This window comes from Sphaerisporangium corydalis, assembly GCF_025506355.1.
GTDB lineage: Bacteria > Actinomycetota > Actinomycetes > Streptosporangiales > Streptosporangiaceae > Sphaerisporangium > Sphaerisporangium corydalis.
In genome coordinates this window covers 1-4,895 of sequence record NZ_JANZYP010000133.1, presented here as the reverse complement: position 1 = coordinate 4,895, position 4,895 = coordinate 1, and the positions used below count along the sequence as shown (strand labels likewise).

Here is a 4,895-nt window from a genome sequence, read left to right as displayed (position 1 = left end):
ACCCCCCACCCCCGCCCTGTCCCACGGAGGATCTCTTCCAGGCGGTACCAGGCTCTGGAAACGCGTCAGGCCCCGGCGCATCGGAGCGCGCCAGGGCCTTTCAGGTCTACGGCGTTGGGCGGCAGGTCCGGCCGGGGCCACCGGCCGGTTGTCGTCAACGCGTACCGGTCAGAACCGGTCGGGGAAGAAGATCTTGATCTCGCGAGCCGCGGACTCGGGCGAGTCGGACCCGTGGACGATGTTCTCGCCGATCTCCAGGGCGTGGTCGCCGCGGATCGTGCCGGGGGCCGACTTCACCGGGTCGGTGGCGCCGGCGAGGGCACGGAAGGCCTCCACCGCGCGATGGCCCTCGAGGACCATCGCGACCAGGGCGCCGGAGGTGATGAACTCGACGAGCTCCCCGAAGAACGGCTTCTCGGCGTGCTCGGCGTAGTGGGCCTTGGCGGTCTCGGCGTCCAGCGTGCGGAGATCCATGGCCACGACCTTGAGACCCTTGCGCTCCACGCGGGCGATCACGTCACCGATGAGGCCGCGGCGGACACCGTCGGGCTTGATCAGGACAAGCGTGCGCTCGGACACGGGTATCTCCTTTGTTGTGATCGCCGGCATGTCGCGCGCGACATGCCGGCAAGAGGGGAAGCGTGTGCGCAGCTTACCGGCCAACGACCCCCCCGAAGTCCCCACCAGAATGACCTCAAGACCACCCGCCGCCAGACCCCGCTGGAACCAGGCCATCCGCCGCCAGTCCTCACTACTCGCACCACACTTGAGATCGGGTCACCGAGCGGCCGACCTCGCCACACCCCGCGCAGGCGCGACTCCAAGGCCCCCGACCAGGCGGACCGCCATCACCCGCACCAGGAGCGACCCGGGGTCACCGGGTGGTGGGGCCGGGGCCGTTCGGGCCGGGAGTCGCTTCGGGGGACTGGGTGGGGGGTGGGACGACCGGGATGATCGAGGTGTCGGGACCCTCGGCATACGGGCGGTCGTCACCAGGATGCCGCTCCCCGCCACCTGCGGAGATCGGCTCCGTGCCACCTGCTCGATAGGTCCGCCCGCGGCCCGGCGGGTACGAATCCTCTTCACCTACGGGGTCGTGCCGCACGCCGTACATTTCACCTACGGGGTCGTGCCGCGCGCCGTCCACCGAGTACGGATCTCTGGCCTCTGGAGGATCCTCCCAGGCGGCCGCGAACCCAGGGGTACCGTGACGCGCCGAGCGAGCGGTGCCGAGCGCGTCCGTACCCGCCAGGGCCGGCTCAGGGACCCGGCGGGCGAGCACCGCGCCCAGCGCCAGCACGATGACGACGGCGAAACCCGCGACCAGCGCCCAGATGTGCAGGGCGCCGACGAACCCGTCGACCATGGCCTGCGAGGTGACCTTCCCAGACGTACTGACCGCCCGCAGCCGGCCGACCTGGATGCCCGTGCCGAGCAGGAAGCCACTGAGGACCGCAGGGAAGCCGAGGGACACCCCGAACAGGGCGGCGTTCAAGCTCGTGCCCCGGAGGGCCGACGTCACCGCCACGGCCGCGCCGGCCGTCAGGAGCGTGAACGGCACGATCAGCGGCGTCCCCGAAGCCTCGGGGACGAAGAGGCGCACCGCGCACAACCCCACGACCATGGTCACCAGCCCGCCCACGACGAGCCTGGGCACGAGCGCCCCGCCCGCCCTCGCCGCCATCAGCGCGGCGGCGACCGCGATCACCCCGGCGAGCACGAAGGGGATCCACATCCCCGAAAGCCCGGGCCCGCCGAGGCCGCCGAGCTCCACATAGGTGACCTGCGCTGCGGTGGGCAGCACCACGAGGCCGACGGCCACCATGACGAACGCCAGCACTCGGGCGCCCGGCCCCTCCGCCCGCGCCACGGCCGCCATCACCAGCAGCACGAGCACCGCCACGGAGGCGGCGGCGACGATCAGCCCCGACGGCCAGTTGAACGTGGTCCCGAAGGCCAGGACGGCGACGCCGGCCGCCGAACCACCGGCGAGCACCAGTTGCCGGCGCCCGGCCGGGAAAGCCTCCGGACGACGCGCGACGACCCCGTCCCTGGCGGCCCGCGAAAGCATGAAGTAGGCGGCGGCGAGGGCGAGCGCCACACCGGTCAGCAGCGGGTACGGCTGCAGGGTCACGCGCCACGACGTCACCTCGTCGAGCGGCCACAGGGCCAGCGCCTGCGCCCCGAGGAGGCCCGCGGCCAGCGCACCCGCCCAGATGGGCACCAGGACGCCCCGGGCCGTGCCGGGCCGCTCCCAGGCCGCGGCGAACGTCGCCGGGATGAGCAGGCCGGCACCGACGCCGTGCAGCACCCGCAGCGCGCCGACGGCCAGCGTCGACCCGGCGAACCCGCCGGCCACGTCGGCCAGGGCGAGAAGCGCCAGCCCTGCCACCAGGATCGGCGCCGGTGGGGACCGTCTCAACGCCGCCGCGGCCAGCGGCACGGCGCACAGCATCACGGGCAGCGCCAGCCCGTGGGCCCTCAGGATGCCCACCCCCGCGATCTCGGGCGGAAGCAGCGCGGACACCACGGAGATGGTGTTGGGGATGGCGACGATCGCCAGCGGAACGGCGAGCGCGGTGAGTAGCCCGACGATCACGTCGAGTACCAGGGGCAGGCGGTTGACCCTGCCTAGACTCGCGAGGCCTGCGGCCTGGATTGGGGGGACGGCCATACTCGCAGACTTTAGCGTTAAGTCACGCCCTCGACACGACGAGCGACGAAAATGGCCGTCACCCAAAGCGCGGCGAAGATGACGCCGAGGAAGAACATCATGGGGACGAGGAAGCCCGTGGCGATGGCGAACACCTGCAGCACGCTGCCCGCGATGTAGGCGAACGGCCGCTTGAGCAGGCCCGCGACCAGCACACACGCCACCGCGAGCCCTATGCCGACGGTGACGGCGACGCTGGGCGCGACATGGTTGACCATGATGGCCACGGGCGTGATCAGGCCCAGCACGATGGCCTCCATGCCGAGCACGCTGGCGCACAGGCGCCGCATACCCGGAGTGACGGTGATGTTCACGCCAGCGCTCCTCTGACACCCATGCCCGACTCGGACCCTCTCCCGCCCATCCCACCGGCCCGGTGGCGGGCGTGCGCCGGCTCCCTCATCGGCCGCCCGTCGCCTTCAGCAGCATGCGGGCGTCGGCGACCGTGACGACCGAACCCGTGATCAGCACCCCGGCGCCGACGGCCTCGCCGGTCTCCTCGGCCAGGCCGAGGGCGATGTCGATCGCGTCGTCGATCCTCGCGGCCTGGTGGACGCGGTCGCCGCCGAAGATGCCTTCGGCCAGCGCGGCGAGCTCCTCGGGATCCATGGAGCGAGGAGAGGAGTTCCTGGTGACGACGAGCTCCTCCACGACCGGCTCCAGGAGCTCCAGGACGCCGACCACGTCCTTGTCGGCCATCACCGCGATCACGGTCACGAGCCTGCTGAACCCGAAGGACTCGTCCAGTGCCTGGACCACCGACTCCATCGCACCCGGATTGTGAGCGGCGTCCACGACCACCGTCGGCCCGCGGCGCACGACCTCCAGCCTGCCGGGCGAGGTCACCTGCGCGAACGCCCGTCGTACGAGCTCGATGTCCAGGGGGTCGTCACCCCCGGTGAGGGCCTCGACCGCGGCGAGCGCGCAGGAGGCGTTGCCGGCCTGATGCTCACCGAAGAGCGGGAGATACACGTCCTCGTATACGCCCTTGAGACCCTGCAGCCGCAGGAGCTGGCCGCCCAGGGCGATCTCCCGCTGCGTGACGCCGAACTCCAGCCCTTCCCTGGCGACCGTGACACCCGTCTCGGCCGCGTGCCGGAGCAGGACCTCGGCGGCCGCCAGCGGCTGCTGGGCGATGATCGCGGTCGCCCCCGGCTTGATGATGCCGGACTTCTCGCGCGCGATGGTCTCGATGTCGGGGCCCAGATAGTCCACGTGGTCAAGGGAGATGGGGGTGATGACGGCCACGGCGCCCTCGGCGACGTTGGTCGAGTCCCAGGTGCCGCCCATTCCGACCTCGATGACCGCGACGTCGACGGGCGCGTCCGCGAAGGCCGCGAAGGCCATGGCCGTGAGCGTCTCGAAGAACGACAGCCGGCCCTGCTGCTGGTCGATCAGCTCGAGATAGGGGTGGACGTCCTCGTAGACCTCGACGAAACGGTCCTCGGAGAGCGGTTCGCCGTCGATGGTGATCCGCTCACGCATGGAGCTGAGGTGCGGGCTGGTGAACCGGCCCACGCGGAGGTTGCGCTCGCGCAGGAGGCTGTCGACCATACGGGCGGTGCTCGTCTTGCCGTTGGTGCCGGTGATGTGGACGACCGGATAGGACCGCTGAGGCTGGCCCAGCAGATCCATCAGGACGTTGATCCGGTCCAGGGTGGGATCGATGTCCCACTCCACACCTCGCTGCAAGATCGCCTTTTCGACCGCCTGATATTCCACCCCTGAAGCCTACTTACCAGCGCACCCGCCCCGTGCCACCACCCGCCCGCACCCCCACGACCACACGAAATAAGCCGCCGACCCCAAACAACCAGCAGCCCCACGAGACCCCGGCAAACCCTCCCCGCCAATTCCCCCAAACACAAAAGGCCACCCACACCGCGAATCGCCCCGTGAACGCGAAAAGCCACCCACACCGCGAATGGCCCCCGTGAACGCGAAAAGGCCACCCACATGGTGGATGGCCTGGTAAACGCAGGAAGGGCCGCCCACAATCGTGGGCGGCCCTTACCTACACACACATATTGTTAAGTTTTGTCCGGCGGCGTCCTACTCTCCCACACCGTCCCCGGTGCAGTACCATCGGCGCTGGAAGGCTTAACTTCCGGGTTCGGAATGTAACCGGGTGTTTCCCTTCCGCCATGACCGCCGTAACCCCATGAAACACACAACCACAGGC

Annotated in this window: 4 protein-coding genes and 1 rRNA gene; all 5 read right to left on the bottom strand. The window is 70.4% G+C overall.

Going from position 1 to position 4,895, the window contains the following annotated elements; all coding sequences use genetic code 11:
• Window positions 1–168 precede the first annotated feature (168 nt).
• The 5 genes from ndk to rrf all read right to left on the bottom strand — a co-directional run bounded on the left by ndk (window position 169) and on the right by rrf (window position 4,869).
• Complete coding sequence (ndk, locus tag NYZ98_RS41075; RefSeq protein WP_262850946.1) at window positions 169–609, bottom strand: nucleoside-diphosphate kinase; 441 nt, start codon at window positions 607–609, stop codon at window positions 169–171.
• Between the two features lie 265 nt (window positions 610–874).
• The gene (locus NYZ98_RS41070) at window positions 875–2,674 is read right to left on the bottom strand and encodes a hypothetical protein (protein WP_262850943.1); all 1,800 of its coding nucleotides are present in this window, start codon (window positions 2,672–2,674) and stop codon (window positions 875–877) included.
• 17 nt (window positions 2,675–2,691) lie between these two features.
• Window positions 2,692–3,027, bottom strand: a complete 336-nt coding sequence (locus NYZ98_RS41065) for a DUF4233 domain-containing protein (RefSeq protein ID WP_262850941.1) — start codon at window positions 3,025–3,027, stop codon at window positions 2,692–2,694.
• 85 nt (window positions 3,028–3,112) lie between these two features.
• Window positions 3,113–4,435 (bottom strand): bifunctional folylpolyglutamate synthase/dihydrofolate synthase, encoded by a 1,323-nt coding sequence (locus NYZ98_RS41060; protein WP_262850939.1) that lies wholly within the window; start codon window positions 4,433–4,435, stop codon window positions 3,113–3,115.
• 317 nt (window positions 4,436–4,752) lie between these two features.
• Window positions 4,753–4,869, bottom strand: a 5S ribosomal RNA gene (gene rrf / locus NYZ98_RS41055).
• Between the last annotated feature and the right edge of the window lie 26 nt (window positions 4,870–4,895).